The 15,409-nt window shown below is 77.4% G+C and carries 9 protein-coding genes and 1 tRNA gene; 2 read left to right on the top strand and 8 right to left on the bottom strand.

Annotated features, from left to right (window positions below):
• Positions 1 to 7: 7 nt before the first annotated feature.
• Positions 8 to 913, top strand: a complete 906-nt coding sequence (locus tag BXA05_RS13545; RefSeq protein ID WP_076405487.1) for a helix-turn-helix domain-containing protein — start codon at positions 8 to 10, stop codon at positions 911 to 913.
• A complete protein-coding gene (locus BXA05_RS13550; protein ID WP_076405489.1) occupies positions 879 to 1,367 on the top strand; it encodes a VOC family protein in 489 nt (162 codons plus the stop codon). Before BXA05_RS13545 ends, BXA05_RS13550 begins: the two co-directional genes overlap by 35 nt.
• Before the next feature lie 28 nt (positions 1,368 to 1,395).
• Here the strand turns inward: BXA05_RS13550 and BXA05_RS13555 are convergent, their stop codons facing one another.
• The 8 genes from BXA05_RS13555 to BXA05_RS13590 form a co-directional block, all read right to left on the bottom strand.
• Positions 1,396 to 3,087, bottom strand: coding sequence for a bifunctional 3'-5' exonuclease/DNA polymerase (locus BXA05_RS13555; RefSeq protein ID WP_076405491.1), 1,692 nt, complete (start codon positions 3,085 to 3,087; stop codon positions 1,396 to 1,398).
• On the bottom strand, positions 3,084 to 5,168 hold the full coding sequence (locus tag BXA05_RS13560) for a hypothetical protein (RefSeq protein WP_076405493.1): 2,085 nt from the start codon (positions 5,166 to 5,168) through the stop codon (positions 3,084 to 3,086). The genes BXA05_RS13555 and BXA05_RS13560 overlap by 4 nt, the downstream gene beginning before the upstream one ends.
• On the bottom strand, positions 5,165 to 6,364 hold the full coding sequence (locus tag BXA05_RS13565; protein WP_211435867.1) for a VWA domain-containing protein: 1,200 nt from the start codon (positions 6,362 to 6,364) through the stop codon (positions 5,165 to 5,167). The genes BXA05_RS13560 and BXA05_RS13565 overlap by 4 nt, the downstream gene beginning before the upstream one ends.
• Positions 6,340 to 8,847, bottom strand: a complete 2,508-nt coding sequence (locus tag BXA05_RS13570) for a DUF5682 family protein (RefSeq protein WP_083711890.1) — start codon at positions 8,845 to 8,847, stop codon at positions 6,340 to 6,342. Before BXA05_RS13570 ends, BXA05_RS13565 begins: the two co-directional genes overlap by 25 nt.
• Entirely contained in the window at positions 8,838 to 9,971 is a 1,134-nt protein-coding gene (locus BXA05_RS13575; RefSeq protein WP_061268614.1) for an ATP-binding protein, read from the bottom strand. Before BXA05_RS13575 ends, BXA05_RS13570 begins: the two co-directional genes overlap by 10 nt.
• On the bottom strand, positions 9,968 to 11,386 hold the full coding sequence (locus BXA05_RS13580) for a YihY/virulence factor BrkB family protein (protein ID WP_076405495.1): 1,419 nt from the start codon (positions 11,384 to 11,386) through the stop codon (positions 9,968 to 9,970). The genes BXA05_RS13575 and BXA05_RS13580 overlap by 4 nt, the downstream gene beginning before the upstream one ends.
• Positions 11,387 to 11,422: 36 nt before the next feature.
• Positions 11,423 to 15,151, bottom strand: a complete 3,729-nt coding sequence (locus BXA05_RS13585; RefSeq protein WP_076405497.1) for a DUF4132 domain-containing protein — start codon at positions 15,149 to 15,151, stop codon at positions 11,423 to 11,425.
• Between the two features lie 142 nt (positions 15,152 to 15,293).
• A tRNA-Val gene (locus BXA05_RS13590) sits at positions 15,294 to 15,367 on the bottom strand.
• Between the last annotated feature and the right edge of the window lie 42 nt (positions 15,368 to 15,409).

Here is a 15,409-nt window from a genome sequence, read left to right on the forward strand (position 1 = left end):
TGGAGCCGTGCACGAGTACGTGCGAGCCCTGCCGCCGGCGCTGCCGCCCGGCGTCGTGTCGATGGTCGGCTACCGCCTGCGGACCGCGACGACGGACGGCACGCCGTCCGTCCACCGCGGACTGCCGTCGCCGTGGCTCACGCTCGTCGTGAGCACCGCGGGCGCCGTGCCGACGGCGGTCGGGCCGGACGATGCCCCGGTGGGCTACGCCTCGCTCGTCGGCGGTCTGCACACGCGGCCCGCCTACATCCACCAGCCGCCCGAGCAGGCGGGCGTGCAGCTCGCCCTCGACCCCCTCGCGTGCCGGGAGCTGCTCGGCGTCCGGGCCGGCGACCTCGGGCTCGTCGAGGACGCGGACGCGGTGCTCGGGCCCGTCGCCGAGCGGTTGCGCGAGCAGGTGGCCGAGGCGGGCTCGTGGCCCGCGGCGTTCGACGTCGTGCGGGCGGTGCTCACGCAGCCCGGGGGCGTCGCGCCGGGTGGCTCCGTCGCCCGGCGCGACGGCGTGCGCCCCGAGGTCGCGGAGGCGTGGCGGGTGCTCGTGCGCACGCACGGGCGCGCCCGGGTCCGGGACGTGGCCCGCCACGTGGCGCTGGGCGAGCGCCGCCTGGAGACGCTGTTCCGGACGGAGCTCGGGGTCTCGCCGCGCGCGGCGCGCGGGCTCGCGCGGTTCGACGCCGCCCGTCGCGCGGTGCAGCGCCTCGCCCTCGGCCGCGGACCCCGCACGCTCGCGGACGTCGCCGCGAGCGCCGGGTACGCCGACCACTCCCACCTCGTGCGCGACTTCCGGCGGTTCGCCGGTACGACCCCGACCGGGTGGGTCCGGGAGGAGGTCGGGAACATCCAAGCCGGGGGCCACACCGACGGCCCAGCCTGGGACCATGAGCATCCACGAGAGCACCCGGGACACCACTGACCACGCACCCGCCGCCGACGCGGCCGGGACGCCGACCGGGACGCCGAGCCCCCAGGTCTGGCCCACCCTCCAGGCGCGCGACGCCCGCGCGCTCGTCGCGTTCCTCACCGACGTCGTCGGGTTCGTCGCGACGGCCGTCATGGCGGGCGACGACCGCGACGTCGCGCACGCCCAGCTCGACTGGCCGCACGGCGGCGGGATCATGCTCGGCAGCCACTCCCCCGAGCGGGAGTGGTCGCGCGAGCCGGGAACGTGCGGCACGTACGCCGTCGTGCCCGACGACGCCGCGATCGAGGCGCTCGACGCCCGGCTGCGCGAGCGCGTGCCGGGTACCGGCGGTCGCGTCGTCGTGCCGCTGCGGGACACGGACTACGGGAGCCGCGAGCTCGTGCTCCGGGACCCCGAGGGGAACCTCTGGTCCTTCGGCACGTACCGCGGGGAGCCGCGGCGGTGACGACGCCGGGCGTCCTGCCCGCCGCGTCTCACTTCGCCTCGGCGTAGTGGTCGACGACCGCGACCGTGAGCGGGAAGTCGACCGGGAAGTCGCCGAACAGGAGGCGCCCCGCCTCGGCCGCCGCGGCGCGGACCTCGTGCGCGACCGTCTCGGCGAGCTCGGCCGGCGCGTGCACGACGACCTCGTCGTGCAGGAAGAAGACGAGGTGCGCCCGGTCGGCGAACGGGGCGGGCGCCGCCCCGGGGGTCGCGGCGAGGGGCAGGTCCCACAGCCGCCGCCGGATCGACGCGAGCCAGCACAGCGCCCACTCGGCGGCGGTGCCCTGCACGACGAAGTTGCGCGTGAACCGGCCCCAGGCCCGCGTGTACGACCGGGCCCGCGCCTGCGCGTCGGCCCCGGACGCGGCGTCCTCCGTGGCACCGACCTCCTCGACCGCGTACGCCCCGTCCTGCGCGGCGTGCCACGACTCGCCGGGGCGCGGGGAGCTGCGGCCGAGGAGCGTCGAGACGATCTCCCCGCGCTCACCCGCCTGGGCGGCGCGCTCCACGAGGCCGATGGCGTCGGGGAACGCCTTCGCGAGCCGCGGGAGCACGAGCGCGCTGTCGCCGGTCGTGCCGCCGTACATCGCGCCGAGCATCCCCACCTTCGCGTGGTCGCGGGTCGCGACGGCGCCCGACGCGACGATCCCCGCGTACATGTCGCCGCCGCGACCCGCGGCGGCCATGCGCTCGTCGTGCGCGAGCCCGGCGAGCACGCGCGGCTCGAGCTGCGCGGCGTCGGCCACGACGAGCCGCCAGCCCGGGTCCGCGACGACGGCGCGCCGCACCTGCTTCGGGAGCTGCAGCGCTCCCCCGCCGCTCGACGCCCACCGGCCCGTGACGACCCCGCCCACGACGTACTCGGTACGGAACCGGCCGTCGTGCACCCAGGTGTCGAGCCACGCCCAGCCGTTCGCCGTGAGGAGCCGCGCGAGCTTCTTGTACTCCAGCAGCGGCTCGACGACGGGGTGGTCCGTGCGCTCGAGCTCTCCCTTGCGCAGGGACCGCACGCCGACGCCCGCGTACTGCAGCGCCTTGAGCAGGTCGGGGTGGGAGTCGGGGTTGAGCGTGGGCGGCGCGTCGAGCGCCGTACGGATGCGCGCGACGAGCTCCTCCATGCGCGCGGGCCGCTCGCCCGGCCGCGGCCGCGGCCCGAGGTCGCCGCTGAGGATCGCGTCGTGCACGTCGGCGCGCCACGGCACGCCCGCGTGGTGCATCTCGGCGGCGACGAGCGCGCCCGCGGACTCGCCGGCGAGCAGGAGCCGCAGCCTCCCTGTGGCGTCCGGCCCGTCCGCGGCGGCGACGGTCGCGAGCTGGTCGCGGAGCTCCGCGACCGGGTCGAGCCGCACGCTCGGGCCGTCCTGCGCACCGAGCTCGAACAGCCCGACGGGCTGCGGCGGCACGGACGGGTCGCGCCCGGCCGGCACCGCGGCGAGCGCGTCCCACGGCCCGGGGTCGCGCCGCGCGAACGGCGTGCCCGCGACGAGCCGCGAGCGTCGCAGCAGCACGTGGGACAGGCGCAGGTCGTGCGACCGCTCCACGCGCCGCCCGGCCGCGAGCAGGGGCGGGTACCACCGGTTCGTGTCGTCCCAGGTCTCGCGGACCGGGTCCGGCGGACCGTCCGCGACGTGCTCGACCCGGGCCCGTCCGGGCGAGCCGACGTGGACGGCGTAGGTGCTCACGCGCTCGCCTCCCGTGCTCGGGGCCCGGGGTCGGGTGCGGCGGCCACGGCGCGCGCGAGCGTCCGACCCCGGGACGCGACGAAGCCGGCCCGCAGGAGCCGGGCCGCGTCGGGCTCGTGCGCGACGAGGCCGACCGTGGCGGCGAGCGTCGTCGCCCCGAGGTCGTCGGCGGTGCGCGCGGCGCGCGCGAGCGCGCTCGCCTGGTGGGGCGTGAGGTGCCGGCGCCCCGTGGCGGCGAGCGCCACGACCGTGTCGAGCAGCGTGTCGCACACCTCCTCGACGGGCGTGGGCACGACCACCTCCCGCGCGTGCGTGCCGGCGCGCCCGCGCAGCGACCGGACCCGGGCGCGGAGCCGGGTCCACGGGGTCGACCACGCCCGGTGGTCGTACGCCGGCGTCAGCGTCGGGACGACGACGTCGAGGCCCTCGCCCGGGCGGTCGACGAACAGCCCGACGGCCTCGTCGCTCCGCGACGCGAGGTCGCGCTCGACGGCGACGGCGACCACACGCCGGTTCCCCGCCGCGACCCCGAGCAGGGTGTCGCACGCCGCCTCGTCCGCGGCGTCGACGCGCACGACCGTCTCCGTGCCGTCCGCCGCGACCAGCGTCCACGTGAGCTCCTGCGCGACCTCGTCGAGGGCGATCGCCCCCACCTCGCGCACCATGACGACCCGCACGGCGGCGGGCGCCCGGCCGAACCCGGCCTCGGCCCGCGGCGGGGTCGTCGCGGTGCGGGCCGCGACGTCGCGGAGCTCGTCGGCGTCGAGCGCCCCGAGCGGCTCGACGGCGGGCCCCTCGCCCGCGCGCAGCCCGGTATCCGCACGCTCGGTCGCGCCCCGCAGCGCGAACGGGCCGCGGCACAGCGCCTCGACCGAGCGGCCCCAGACGAGCGGGAGGTCCCACGAGCGCCGGAAGGTCGGGTCGGCGCCCGGCGGGCGGCCGGTGGTGACCGACCGCACGCGCCCGGCGTCCGCGTCCCACAGGTGCACGGTCACACCCCGCGCGCCCGACGCCGCGACCCACCACCGTGCACCGAGCGACACGACCCGCCCGAGGTCGGTCGGGCGCTCGTCGGGCGTGCCGGCGTCGGGCGGGGGCTCCGCCTGCACGTACGCCCACAGCTCGGCCAGGGCCAGCAGGCAGTCCGTCTCGTCGACCGCGTCGCGGCGGTCCGCGAGCGCCTCGAGCCGCCCGACCGCGGACGTGACGAGACGCTGGACCGCGGGCCGCCGGCCGAGCCGCGCCACCACGCCCGCACCGCGCAGCTCCTCCAGGTCGTCGCGGCCGACGTGCGAGAGCCCGACGTCGAGCAGCCGCTCGACCGCGCGCACGACCTCGTCGGCCACCGCCCGGGCGTCGGGGACGCCCGTGGCACGCGGCGTCGCGGCGGCCCGCTCAGGCCAGGGCCACGGCCGGCCGTGCGCACGCCACACGTGCACGAGCGCCTCCAGCCGCCACCGGCGCTCGTCGGCGTCGCTCCACGCCGCCCCCTCGGGGGCCACGAGCATCCCCGGGAACCCCGCCCCCGCGACGTACGTGACGCGCGGCGCGCCGGGCCACGAGACCTCCGCGCGCGGGCCGTCGACCGCCACCTCCACCGGCGGCCCACCGACCGCCCCCTCCCCGGGTTCAGCAGGCACGGTCTCGGCGACCGCCCGCACGACGGCGGCGCCCGCGGCACGGTGCACGACGCGCGGGTCGAGCGCGAGGATCTCCGCCACCGGGTCCGGGGCGGGAGCGGAAGGCGTCGCGCCGTCACGTGCCGCGGCGGGAGCCGCCGCGGGTGCGGCACCCGTCCCCCGCGCCCACAGGCTCGCGGCCACGACGTGCTGGCACGCGCCCGGCGTCGGGCACGCGCACCGCGCCCCGGCGGGACCGCGGGCGTCGAGCTCGACCCGCACCCCGCCCACGGACACCACGACGCCGTCGGGGCGCGCCTCGACCGGCTCGACCCGCCCGGCCGCGACGTCCTTGCGGGCGCGCCGGACGAGGCCCGGGCTCGCGAGCGTGGCGAGGGCGTCGTCGTCGTACCCCGCGTACACCGCGGCCCACGTACCGAGCCCGGCGCCGGCCCCGCTCACGGGAGCACCTCGCCGAGCCACTCGGCGAACCGCTCCGGCGTGAGCGCCGCGATCTCCATGCCCTGCTCGGCGAGCCGGCGCGCGACGCCGCGGTCGTACGCAGGGTTCGCCTGCCCGTCGAGGGCCGCGAGCCCGAGCAGCCGGACGCCCGACGCGTGCAGGCGCCCCACGGCGGACACGAGCTGGGACACCGAGCCGCCCTCCTCGAAGTCGCTGACGAGCGCGACGACCGTGCGCCGCGGGTCCCGCACGTGCTGCTCCGCGTACCGCACGGCCCGCGCGATGTCGGTCCCGCCGCCGAGCTGCGCGGTGAGCAGCACCGTCACCGGGTCGTGCGCGAGGTGCGACATGTCGACGACCGCCGTGTCGAACAGGACGAGGCGGACCGTGATCCCCGGCAGCCCCGCGAGGATGCCCGCGCTCACCGCGCTGTAGAGCACCGAGGCCGCCATGGACCCCGACTGGTCGACGAGCAGCACGACGTCGTACGACAGCGCCCGACGCCGCCGCGCCGAGAAGCGCAGGTCCGTGACGACCAGGCGCCCGCGCTCCGGGTCCCAGCGGCCGAGGTTCGCGCGGACCGTCGCGGCGGCGTCGAACGTGCGGCTCGACCGCACGAACGAGCGGCGGGACCGGTCCCGGCGCCCGTCGACGGCCGTCACGAAGCGGGGGCGCAGGCGGCGCACCACGTCCTCGACGACGCGCGCGACGATCCGTCGCAGCCCGTCCTGGACCTGCGGCCCGAGCCTGCCCCGCACGCGCAGGAGCGCCGACACCAGCTCCGTGCTCGGCTCGACGGCCTCGACCGCCTGCGGGTCCGCGAGCAGCTCGGTCATGCCGTACCGGCCGACCGCCTCGACCTGCATGCGCTCGAACGTCTCGCGCGGGAACAGCTCGCGCGCCGACCCCAGCCAGTCGAGCCCCTCGACGACCGACCCTCCGCGGCCACCTCCGCGGCCCCGGCCCTCGCCGGGGTCTCCCCCGGTGCCGTGCCGGTGGCCGCGCGCGGTGTACTCGCGGTCGTAGAGGTGCCCGAGCGTGCGGTCCAGCGCCTGGTCCGGTGGCGCCACGGGCAGCGTGTCGCCCGCGTACCGGCCCAGCACGAGCCGCCAGCGCCGCGCGGCCTCCTGGTCGTCCGCCCGCCCGGCCACGCCGAGACCGCCGCCCGCCGTCACGAGGCGCTCCCGCGAGCCCACGCGCCCAGCCCGTCCCGCTCGAGCACGGCGACGAGCTCGCGCTCCACCACCAGCGCGGCCCGCAGGTCGTCCTCCGAGACGTGCACGCGCCGGTCCAGCGCGTCCGCGCGCGTCCCGGTGCGGGCGGCGACGCGCTCGGCGAGCCGATGCGTCTCGGTCGGCCGCAACCACGTGAACGCGCGCCGCAGGTCCGGCAGGACCGCGCGGAACGCGTCCTCGTCGAGACCACGCAAGCCCTCGTCGACGGCGTCGAACATCTCCGGCGTGTGGAGCAGCAGGTCCGGGGCGGCGCGCAGGACCCCGCCGAGGAACGCCGTCGCCGCCACGGGGTCCGCGCCGGGTGCGAGCTGGGCGCGCACCCGCTCGACGAGCCCGTGGTCGCCGGGCTCGTCGTCGAGCTCGTCGTCGACGGCGGCGAACGCGGTGAGCGCCCCGCGCACCGCCGGGGACGCGTCGGCGTCCTCGCGGACGCGCGCGAGCGCCTGCCCCACCGTCGCGGCCGCCGAGCCCGGTCCGTCCCGGCCTGCGCCGCGCACGTCGCGCACGAGGGACCGCAGCGCGACGAGGCTCGCCAGGGCGTCGTCCTGCGTCGTCGCGTCGGCCGCCGCGAGGTCCGGGACCAGGTACGCGGCCGTGGCCAGCCCCTGCTCCGCGAGGTCGAGCAGGGCCTGCGCGTGGTCGCCCAGCTCCAGCTCGACGCGCGCCCGCCACAGCGCGACGAGCCGTCGCATGCCCGCGACGACGGACGCGAGCGACGGGTCCACGTCGAGCGTCGTGCGCACGAGGGCGACGAGCGGGGGCAGCCGCTCCGGGAGCCCGACGACGACGCACTGCGCGACGAGGCGCGCGACGGCATCGCTCGAGCGCTCCTCACGCGCCCGCTCGCGCGCGTCGTCGAGCAGCGCGACCGCGACCGCCTCGAGCGTCGCGCCGCGGTGGGAGAGCTCGACGAGGCGCGCCTCGACGAGCGGGGTCCACGCGTACGTCCACTCCTCCAGCACGAGCCCCAGCCCGCGGCCCGCGACGTGGTCGGGGCCGGAGACCCGGCGAGCGAAGCCCAGCTCGAGGAACGCGCACAGCGCGAGGAACCGGCGCCGGTCGCGGTGCGTGGCACGACGGCGGGCGTCGAGCCGCACGGTGCGCGGCACGGCGTCGGACACGTCGAGGCGCAGCGCTCGGGCGCGGGCCCGTGCCTCCTCGACGAGCGGCGGGGCCGCACCGCCCGGGGCGACGTCGCCGAGCGCGCGCCCGGCGAAGACCTCGGCGACCGCGAGACCGAGCGGTCGGTCGCCCGCGGCGTCCAGGTCGTCCGAGTCCTTCACGTAGCACGAGGTGATCGCGTCGAGCAGGTCGGTGCGGCACGGCCAGGGCCGTTCCCGCAGGGCCGCGAGCCGGTGCGCGTGCTCGACGGCGGCCTGGGACTGCGCCACGCTCACGAGTGCCCCGCGCTCCGACGCCCCGCGCCCGACGTCGACCAGCACCCCGGCCGCGGCGGCAGCGGGCCCGGCCGGGTCGTGGTGCGCGGCCCAGAGCCGGTCGTAGTAGCCCGGCGCGGGCATGCCCGCGCCGTACCCCCGCAGGGCGTCGAGCCGCTCGTCGTCGTAGCGGACGAGCCACGCGGGGGCGTCGGCGAGGTCGCCGTACCCGTCCGCGGGGCGCCGCGCCACGACCGCCGTGCCGTACTCGCTCCCGACGAGCGCCTCGACGAGCGCGAGGGTGTGGAACGCCCCCGTCACGACGACGACCGGCCCGTCCGCACGCGCGGCGTGCTCCGCGACGCGCGCGGACATGCGCGCCTCGCGGTCGAGCGAGCCGTCGGCGGCGAGCGCCTCGTCCTCGTAGTCGAGCCGCGCGAGCGCGGCCCACGCGAACACGTCGTCGACGAGCTCGCGCCAGTCGCGCAGGCGCGCCGTCTCGCGCGCCTCGAAGAGGTGGTCCCACAGCTCGTCGTGGTCGCGGCACCCGAGCCGCTCCGCGAGCCGGGCGACCGTGCGCGAGTGCGCGAGGTGGCGCTCCGCGAGGACGGTCCGCGCGGCGGCTCCCCGCTCGTCGTCCTCCTCTCCTGCCCGCTCCCCCCACGGGGAGTCGACGAACGCGAGCTCCGCGCCCGCCGCGTGCCCCGCGCGCACGGCGACCCACTCGGGCGAGTACCGCGCGAGCGGGTAGAAGCCCGCGGCGCGCACGCCGCCTCCCGCGGCGTCCGCGAGGTCGCCGGCGAGGCTGAGGACCGCGACGGGCGGGACCGTCCGCTCGTCGAGCAGCGCGGGCAGGAGACGCGTGTACTCCTCGGGCCCCTCGACGAGCACGACGGACGGCCGGATCTCGGCGACCAGCGCGGCCACCGCGACCGCGCAGGCGGGACTGTGGTGGCGCACCCCGACGAGGTGCACGCCGTCGCGCTCGCGCAGCAGCGCGAGGTCGTGGGCCGCCTGTCGCAGCCGCGGCGGCGCGGCGTCCCACGCGGCGCGCCGGGCTACCGCCACAGGTCGCCCGCCGCCGTGAGGAAGTCCTTCCAGCGTGCGTCGGACCGCGCGCGCTCCCGCACGACGTTGTCCACGTAGTGCCGCAGCCGCCGCGCGTCCTCCTCGTCGCCCTTGAGCGCGACGCCGCCCACCTGGCGCGCGACCTGCCCCGCCGTGACCGTGCCGTCACCGAGGTAGCGCGCCTCGAGCGACGCCGCGATCGCGACGTTCACCGCCTCCGCCGTCGACATCACGGTCTCGGGGCGCTTGACCGGTGCGCCGCTCGCCGTCGTGCCGGTGCGCAGGTCCTGGAACACGGTGACGAGCACCTCGAGCACGTCACGGTCGAGCACCGGTCGGTCCTCGACGGGCCCGAGCTCGGCGGTGAGGCGCGTCTCGACGAGCTCGATCTCGAACGCGCGGTCGCGGATCGGCGCGACCGTCTCGAAGTTGAAGCGCCGCTTGAGCGCGGCCGACATCTCGTGGACCCCGCGGTCGCGCAGGTTCGCCGTGGCGAGCACGTTGAACCCGGGCCGCGCCGCGACGCGGGCGTCGGCGCCGAGCTCGGGGACCATGAGCTGCTTCTCGGACAGCACGGAGACGAGCGTGTCCTGGATCTCCGGGGCGCAGCGCGTGATCTCCTCGAACCGCGCGACGCGCCCGCTCTCCATCGCGCGGTAGACGGGCGACGGGACGAGCGAGCGCTCGCTCGGCCCCTCCGCGATGAGGAGCGCGTAGTTCCACGAGTACCGCACGTGGTCCTCGCTCGTGCCCGCGGTGCCCTGCACCGTGAGGGTCGACGTGCCGCTCGCGGCCGCCGCGAGCAGCTCGGACAGCAGGGACTTGGCCGTACCGGGCTCACCGACGAGCATGAGGCCCTGCCGGCCGAGCAACGACACGACCGCGCGGTCGACGAGCGGGTCGTCGCCGAAGAACTTGCGGCTCACGCCCAGCTCCCGGTCGCCCACGACGAACGCCCGCACCGCGCGCGGGCTCAGGCGCCAGCCCGGCGGGACGTCGGCCCCGCGCCGGGCGTCGGCCTGCGCGAGCACCGCGAGCTCGTCGGCGTACCGGACCTCCGCCGGCGGTCGCAGCTCGGCGAGCGCCGGGGGCGCCTGCTCGTCACCGGTCGTCGTGCTCGTCACCCGGGCTCCTCCTCGGTCCGGTCGCGGGCACCGTGCCCGTGGTCCTGCAGGTCAGCGTAGGAGCCGCGTCCCACACGGCCGGCGCCGGTGCCGCGGGAGCGGTCGTCGACGGGTTCGGCGGGCGTACCCGTCACGGGGGCGCTCCCCCCACCGGTCCAGGCTGCGCCCGTGGCGCGTCCCGCCGGGACCACGCGGTGCGGGTCGGCCTCCGCGTTCACGACGCCGCCCACGAGCACGACGATGCTCGTGAGCCAGCCCCAGAGGACCCCGGCGAGGACGAGGCCGAGCATCTGCCCGGCCGCCTGGACGACCGCCGTCGTCCCCGCCTCGGAGCCCGGCGCCGCCGGTCCCGCGAGCCGGACGTAGAGACCGAACCCCCAGGACACGACGAGGACGCCGCCGGTACCGACGGCCGCGCCCGGCAGGCACCGCCGCCACGTCGTGTCGACGTTCGGTGCGTAGCGGTAGAGCAGCGTGAGGTACGCGCCGCAGACGAGCACGACGGTCGGCCAGCGCAGCACGTCCCACGTCTGCCGGAAGGCCGCGTCGAGACCGAGCCGCTCGGCCAGGTCGGCGCCGTCACCCAGGAGCGGGCCGACGACGACGAGCGCGACGACGGACACCGCCGTGACGATCGCGCCGAGGGCGAGCGCGACCCCCAGGACGTACTGCGCCACGACCCCGCGGCGCCGCTCGACGCCGTACGCGTCGTCCAGGGCGCGGACCGCCGCGCGGAAGACGCGGCTCGCGAGCCAGAGCGCGACGAGGAACGACCCGACGGCGAACCCGGTGCGCTGCTCGTCGAGGAGGCTGTCGACGAGCGGCGCGACGACCGAGGTCGACACGTGCTCGGCGAACACCGTGGTGAGCCCGCCGACGATCGACGAGCGGATCGAGTCGACGGTGTCGTCGCCGAGGAGCGGGCGCAGGAAGCCGAGGCTCGACCCGATCGCGGTCGTCAGCGGGATGAGCGAGATGAGGCCGTAGTACGACATCTCGGCGGCGAGGCCCGTGACGCGGACCCCGGCGACGCGGAACGCCGAGCGGGCGGCGACGTCGGCGACGCGCACGCCCCGCACGCGCGGCCCGGTGCGCGCCGCGGCGGCGAGCACGCGGTCCTGCCACGGGACCCGGCCCGCAGCACGCTCGCGCCGCCGCACCGTCCAGGGGCGGACCACCGCTCGCGCGCACCACGTACCCGCCGCGACCGCGCCGGCCGCGGCGGGCACGCTCGCGAGCGCGCCGAGCGCCCGGGTCCCGCCGTCGTCCGCGGCGACGGCCACGACGACGACCGCCCCGACCCCCGCGAGGGCGAGCAGCGTCGACGTCGCCGTGCTCACGGCGGACCGGACCGCCGGCGACCGGCGCGCGAGCACGGCGACGAGCAGCCAGGCGAGCGTCGCGACGACGATCACGGGGCGGCGCCGCCGCTCACGGGAGCGTCCGCCGGGTCACCACTGGCTCTTCCGCTCCCAGCCAGGGTCGAACGACCCCGCCTCGGCCACCGCCACGTAGTCGCGGTACGCCTCCGCGACGAGAACGGGCGGCAGGTCCGCGATCCGCGCGGTCCCCCGTCCGGAGCCGCGGCCCGTCCGCTCGAACGTCAGCGCCGTCACCGCGGCCGGGATGTTCTCCTCCGGGACGAACGACCCCGTGAACTCGATCTGCACGACGATCCCCGCGCTCGTGAACGCCTTGGTGTACGCGCTGAACCACCCGGCGTCCTCGGCCTGCGAGCGGGAGTAGCCCCGCTTCGTGGCGCGCCCGCGGATCGAGAAGCTGTCGGAGAACCAGCCCTTGTGGTCGTCGATCGCGGTCGCACCCGCGGGGACGTCGGGCGTCGTGACGTCGAGCTGCGCGAAGAGCGGGGCGACCTCGTAGTCCGCCAGGTGCGCCGTCCAGGCCGCCGTCGCCTCCGGGCCGAGCAGGACGGCGTGCGCGAGCCCGACCGTGGACTCTGCCCCGAGCTCCACGTCCTCGTCGTCGGCGTCGACGAGCGCGCCGCCGTCGGGCCGGAACGGGCGGGCACCCTCCGTCCCGGGGTTCTCGACCCAGACGAGCCGCTCGACGAGCCGCGACATCACGGGGTGCCCGAGGAGGTACTCCTGCCACTCCGACGCCGTCCACGTGCGGCCCACGCACATCGCCTCGTAGAGCCGCTGGGTCTGCAGGGCGACGACGGCCTTGAGCTCCTTGCGACTCGCGGTGAGCTGCTTCTTGGCGGCCGCGACGAGCTCGGGGTCGTCCTGCGCCCGGGGCGCCGGGAGTGCCTTGACCACCTTCCCGGCGTCGCTCGTGAGCTCGAGCGTGAAGGCGGGGGTGATGCGCCCGACGTACTCCCGGGAGCCGAGGTCGAGGTGGAGCAGCCCGTCGTCCTCGAACCCCGCGGTCTGGACGGTGCGGTCGGCGAGCTGGTCCGCCGTCCAGCCGCGCCGCTCCGCGAGCTCGCCCGCGAGCCGCTGCGCGGTCTCCTGGACCGTCGCCTGGCGGAACCGCCGCGAGACGGCGAGGAGCTCCTGGATCGCAGCCGGCTGCCCGTTCGCCGCGAGCGCGTGCACGAGCGCCTCGGTCTGCGAGCGACGCCCGACGTGCGCCTTCGCGTAGCGCTGGAACGTCGCGGCGAGCTCGGCGCCCGGCATCGCGACGGTCAGCGCGAGCAGACCCTTGTCCTTGACCGCCGAGCCGACGTACGTGGCCTGGTGCTCGCGGTACAGGTCGCGGTGGTGGTCCTCGAGCGACTTGGACGCCTCGACCGAGTAGTGCTCGGGCGAGCGCTTGGCCCACGCCTGGTACTGGTCGTACCGCAGCTGGGCACCGGCCGTCGCATACGCGTCGCTCTCCTGCGGCGAGGGGTTGCGCGTGTCCTGCGCGACCCACGCCGCGAGCACGTGGCTGCCGAGCCGTGCGCGGTCCTCTTCCTGCAGCAGCGACAGGTACCGCTCCAGCAGCCCGGCACCGCTCGGGTCCTTGAGCTTGACCGCGAGCACGACCCACCAGCGCAGGACCGTCGGGTCCACCGGCGAGCCGTCCGCCGCCCAGCGGGCCGCGGGCAGCGCGTCGAGGTCGAACCACGCCATGCTGACCGGCTTCTTCGCGCGCAGGCCCTTGGTCGCCTCCGCGAGCAGCGCCTCGGGCGCGAGGTCGGCCGAGATGTCCTCGCCCAGCGCCTCGAGCGCCGTGAGGAGCGCGGCGCGCACGACCTCGCTGCGCTCCTTGTCCAGCGCGGCGCGCAGCGCAGGCACCGCGTCGACGTCGCCGAGCCGGGCGAGCCACTCCGCCGCGCTGCGGCGCACCTCGGACCGGCCGCTGCCCAGGCCCTGCTCGGCCAGCCCGCGCACCCCGGGGTGCGTGCTCAGGGCCGCCTGGGCCGTCGCACGATAGGTGCGGCCCTCACCCAGTGCGAGCTCGGTCAGGCGCGGCAGGAACCGGCGCGGGACCTGCGGCAGCTGGGCGAGCACCGCGAGCGCCCGGGCCGGCTTGGCGCTGCCGTACGTGCGCTCGCGGTCGTCGAGCGCAGCGGCGAGCCGGTCGAGGTGCCCTGCGTAGTACGGCCACGCGTGCTCGGGCGTCACTGTGTCGGTCGCCCACCAGGTCGAGAAGTACAGCTCGTCGACCAGCGCCCCGGCGTCGTCGCGTCCGACGCGCTGCAGCGCCTCGTCGAGGACGCGCAGGTCGACGTCGAGCAGGTCGCCCTCGTGGAGCCGGTACCAGCCGAACCGCTCGCTGCGCCCGCGTCCCTCGTTCCCCTGCAGCCGCAGCCGGTGCAGGAGCGTGATGCCGGGGAGGCGCGAGAAGACGCCCGGCGCGGACAGCCGGCGCATGACGACGCCGCCGGGGCGCCGGGTGCTCGTCCCGGACAGGAACGCCGCGAAGACCCGGAGGTCGTCGTCGGTGATGCCCGGCAGTTCCTTGAGGTCCTGCTCGACGGTCAGACGGCGCCACCGCGGCCACCCGTCGTCGTCCTTCTTCCCTGCGTGCGCCGCCTGGTCGGCGCGGGCGCGCTCGAGGGCGGTGTCGATCGCGGCCCGCGCGGCGCGCACGAACTCGTCGCCGAGCACCGTCTCCGGCAGCGGCTCGAAGGGCGGCACGTCGAGCTCGGGCTCGTCCTCCTGCGCGGCCTCGAGCACACGCGCTCGCTCGACGGTGTCGCGCAGCAGCGTCGCCCGGGCGCCCGTCGACCGCTCGGCCGCCTCCTCCAGGGCGGCCAGACCGCCGTCGACCTGGGCGAGCCGCGTCACCACGGCGCCGAGGCGCGAGGCCGGGAGCGACGTGAGCAGAGGGGCGAGGAGCTCGCGCTGCCGCGCCGGGGGGAGCGGGACGAGCGCGGCGACCGCCGCCTCGCGCACCGCCTTGCTCGTGTCCGCGGCGAGCACGGCGAGCAGCGGGGCGAACGTCTCGGTCGCCGCCGGGTCCGCCGCGACGAGCGCCACGAGCTCACCACGCCCCGCGGCGCTCACCCCCGGCAGCACCCGCGTCGCGATGTCCAGGTGCGCGACGACGAACTCCCGCGCCGGGTCGCCGAGCAGCGCCGGGCCCAGGTGCCGCGACGCCCAGCCGGCCGACGCCGGCCGCTCGAACAGCTCGCGCAGCACCACCGCCGGCGCGTCCGCCTCCGGCACGCCGCCCTCCACCGCGAGGGCCACGAGCAGGTCCGGCGTCCAGCGGTCGGGCGCGCCCTTGCCCTTCTGGCCGTGCCGGCGTTCGTTCGCGCGCCGCGACATGTCGTTGACGAGCGTGGTGAGCCAGCGCGGGTCCGACGCCCGCTCGCGGTCCACCTCGGACGAGACCGCGCTGAGGACGCGGCCGAGGCGCACGAGCTCCGGGACGGTGACGGAGTCCGAGAGCGTGTAGAGGTTGGAGCGCGCCGTGACCGCCTTCGCCGACGTCCACCCCGGCACGGCGGCCTTCAACCGGTCGTCCTGGGCAGGGGTCGTCCACGAGTAGACCCCGGACTGGCCGGGACGACCGAGGAGCGCCTCGACGTCGCCGCCCCGCAGCGCCTCCAGCTCGAGCAGCACCTCCGGACCCTCGCCCCGGTGCACGTACGCGACCGCACGCTCCGCGAGCTCCGGCGACGCGACCGCGAGCACCTTCAGGGCATCGACGAGCCGAGCGCTCGGGCGGTCGCCTCCCGTCTGCCCCTCGTCACGCCGGAACAGACCCTTGACCTTCTCGAGCACCCTCTACCTCACCGTCACGTCGTCGCTGCTGGTGGGCCCGATGCTAGGGGCGGCCGCCGACACGGCGCGCTGCGCTCGCACGGGCGACGGGCGCCACGTCGCAGCACGGCACGACCGGGACCGGCGGGAAGGGAGTGGTGGGTGGGCCCGGAGGGACTCGAACCCCCGACATCCACGGTGTAAGCGTGGCGCTCTAACCAGCTGAGCTACAGGCCCTGGAACGGCGGAGCACAGCCTACCGGGTCGGCACCCCGCCAC

Origin of the sequence: Cellulosimicrobium funkei (assembly GCF_900155925.1) — a bacterium.
Classification (GTDB): domain Bacteria; phylum Actinomycetota; class Actinomycetes; order Actinomycetales; family Cellulomonadaceae; genus Cellulosimicrobium; species Cellulosimicrobium funkei.

Coding starts and splice junctions, on each gene's coding strand:
- BXA05_RS13550 (WP_076405489.1), top strand. CDS start 879: ATGAGCATCCACGAGAGCACCCGGGACACCACTGACCACGCACCCGCC.